The organism is Bacillus sp. TE8-1 (assembly GCF_008368855.1).
Lineage (GTDB): Bacteria > Bacillota > Bacilli > Bacillales > Bacillaceae_G > Bacillus_A > Bacillus_A cereus.
Window position 1 is genome coordinate 1 of record NZ_QPET01000063.1, and the last position, 2,951, is coordinate 2,951.

Below are 2,951 nucleotides of genomic sequence, written 5' to 3' on the forward strand. Positions count from 1 at the left end.
AACTGTTATTCCAGGTACCAATCATGCCCGTGGATATGAAAGATATGACGGAGAAAGTGAGCTAAAAGACGTTACTTATTCATACCCAGGTAGCTCGGATGGAGATATGATTTCTACTGCTGACGATTTAAACAAATTCTTCTCTTACTTACTCAGTGGCAAATTACTGAAGGAACAGCAACTAAAACAAATGCTTACTACAGTTCCTACAGGAATTGCTGAAATCGGCAGATATGGTCTTGGAATCTATGAAACTAAACTTCCAAACGGTGTCTCGATATGGGGACACGCAGGTGCCTCTCCAGGGTTTTCTACTTTTGCTGGAGGCACACTTGGAGGCAAGCATACATTGGCCATCAATTTGAATGGCCATAAAACTAGTCATTCTAATCCTTTTAAAAATATTTTACTTGCTGAATTTAGCAAGTAGGCAAAAAGGAAAAATAGATAAATTTTGTCATAGTTTTTATAGTTGAAAATATCCTTTTCTGGTTCAAAAAATACCTTAATTTTAGAGTTTTTTTAAAATTAAGGTAGTAAATGCTGTTAAGCTAATAAAACAAAATCCTCCGTAACATGAAAAACGTTATTCTTTCTCTAGAATCATAGGAAAGGATAACGTTTTTTTACATTTGGGGTAAAGCAGGTTCCTAATTTGATGGACATGTGGCAGTACCCCAGCCTATCAAGTTAATAAAACTGAGTTTTTCTTAAAATAAAAACCACCGAATTATAGAAGTGGTTTTGAGCGTAAGGAATTTGTAAGAAAGGAGTAAGAGAAAAGAGATTTTCATTGTGTATGATCAAAATGTAGAGAAGAACGAGAGGGGGAATAGATACTATATATTTATATAAAAACAAATTTATTAACAAAACTCTATGGAAGAAAAGAAGAAATTACAGAGGTTAACATACATCTGAAAAAGAGGAATTAATCATTTATTAGGTCAGAAAGTTGTTTGTAGAAATAATTGGTGCATAGATGATTGCAAATTCAGTGTTGACTTTTATCATTGGGAGAGTTGATAGCTGTGTGGTTAGCATATGACATAGCTATCAACCATCAATACAATTTAAATAGAGGAGAGGAATGCTTTATGAAAACAAGCAGTAAAATTACATGTGCAAGTCTAGCACTTTTAATAGCTGGAAGTTCCCTGTTATACATAACACCAACATCAATTGTAAAAGCAGAACCTACGCAAAATGTATCTAGTTCGCTACAAACAAGCACTCAAAGAGAACGTAATTCCGTCAAAGAGGCAATGCGGGATACACTGCAACTTGGATATCCTGGAATACTTGCTAAAACTTCTGAGGGTGGAAAAACATGGAGTTATGCCGCTGGGTTAGCGGACCTGAGCACCAAGAAACCAATGAAAACAGATTTTCGCTTTCGCATTGGTAGTGTAACGAAGACGTTCATTGCAACAGTTCTACTTCAATTATCTGGAGAGAACCGTTTGAATCTAGACGACTCCATTGAAAAATGGTTGCCTGGTGTTATTCAAGGAAACGGATATGATGGTAACCAGATTACGATCCGGCAAATATTGAATCATACAAGTGGTATTGCTGACTATACAAATTCAAAAGACTTTGATATTACGGATACAAAAAAATCGTATACGGCTGAAGAATTCGTCAAAATGGGGATTTCACTTCCCCCAGACTTTGCCCCAGGAAAGGGTTGGTCTTATTCAAATACAGGATACGTATTACTGGGGATTCTTATTGAAAAAGTAACTGGCAACAGTTATGCCGAAGAGGTTGAAAATCGGATTATTGAACCGATTGATTTGTCAAATACATTCCTACCTGGCAATTCAAGCGTGATTCCAGGCACCAAGCATGCCCGTGGCTATTTCCAACTAGACGGAGCAAGTGAGCTAAAAGACGTTACTTATATTAACCCAGGTAGCTCGGATGGAGATATCATTTCTACTGCTGATGACTTAAACAAATTCTTCTCTTACTTACTAGGTGGCAAATTACTGAAGGAACAGCAATTAAAACAAATGCTTACTACAGTTCCTACAAATAGAGAGGGAACCGGATATGGTCTTGGAATCTATGAAACTAAGCTTCCGAACGGTGACTCGGTATGGGGACACAGGGGGGGCGTTCCAGGGTTTACCACTTTTGCTGGTGGCACACTTGGAGGTAAGCATACATTGGCCGTCAATTTGAACAGTTTTAAAGCTGATAGTCCTGATCCATTTAAAAGTATTTTACTTGCTGAATTTAGCAAGTAGGTAAAAAGGAAAACCAGATAAAAAGTGAGTTTTAGGAATTAGAATAAATGTATCTTAACAGTAATAGGGGGGGGAATAGTTTAAACTGGGATCCTTAGAGCATGTCAAAAAACTAATAAGTAAGTATTTCAGGAGGGTTTTATGAAAAAGAAAATGATTATTGCAATTGTTGCTTCTGCTATAACAATGACTCATTTTGTAGGAAATACTTATGCAGATTCGAAAACAGAGGTTTCTGTTACAGCTCCCTACAATACAAATCAAATAGCGAAATGGTTAGAAGCACATGCAAAGCCTTTAAAAACAACTAATCCAACTGCATCTCTTAATGATTTGAAACCACTTAAGAATATGGTAGGTTCAGCTTCAATTGTAGGTTTAGGTGAAGCTACGCATGGGGCTCATGAAGTTTTTACAATGAAACACCGCATTGTTAAGTATTTAGTATCTGAAAAGGGCTTTACCAACCTAGTTTTAGAAGAGGGATGGGACAGAGCTTTGGAACTTGATCGATATGTTCTTACTGGAAAGGGAAACCCAAGCCAACATTTATCACCTACATTTAAGACGAAAGAAATGCTAGATTTACTTGATTGGATTCGGCAATATAATGCTAATCCAAAACATAAATCTAAAGTGCGTGTCATTGGGATGGATATTCAATCAGTAAACGAGAATGTTTATAATAATATAATA

General features: G+C 36.5%; 3 protein-coding genes. All 3 read left to right on the top strand.

From position 1 onward, the window contains the following. The coding region (locus DN404_RS30265; protein WP_149215877.1) for a serine hydrolase at positions 1-430 on the top strand (430 nt) is incomplete at its 5' end. Positions 431-1,097: 667 nt separating this feature from the next. Beyond that, on the top strand, positions 1,098-2,255 hold the full coding sequence (locus DN404_RS30270) for a serine hydrolase domain-containing protein (RefSeq protein ID WP_149215878.1): 1,158 nt from the start codon (positions 1,098-1,100) through the stop codon (positions 2,253-2,255). A gap of 141 nt (positions 2,256-2,396) precedes the next feature. Further along, positions 2,397-2,951 (top strand): erythromycin esterase family protein (locus DN404_RS30275; RefSeq protein WP_149215879.1); only part of this gene is annotated, 555 nt, incomplete at its 3' end.

Excerpts from the sequence above, each read along its gene's own strand:
- DN404_RS30270 (WP_149215878.1), top strand. The coding sequence starts at position 1,098 with ATGAAAACAAGCAGTAAAATTACATGTGCAAGTCTAGCACTTTTAATA.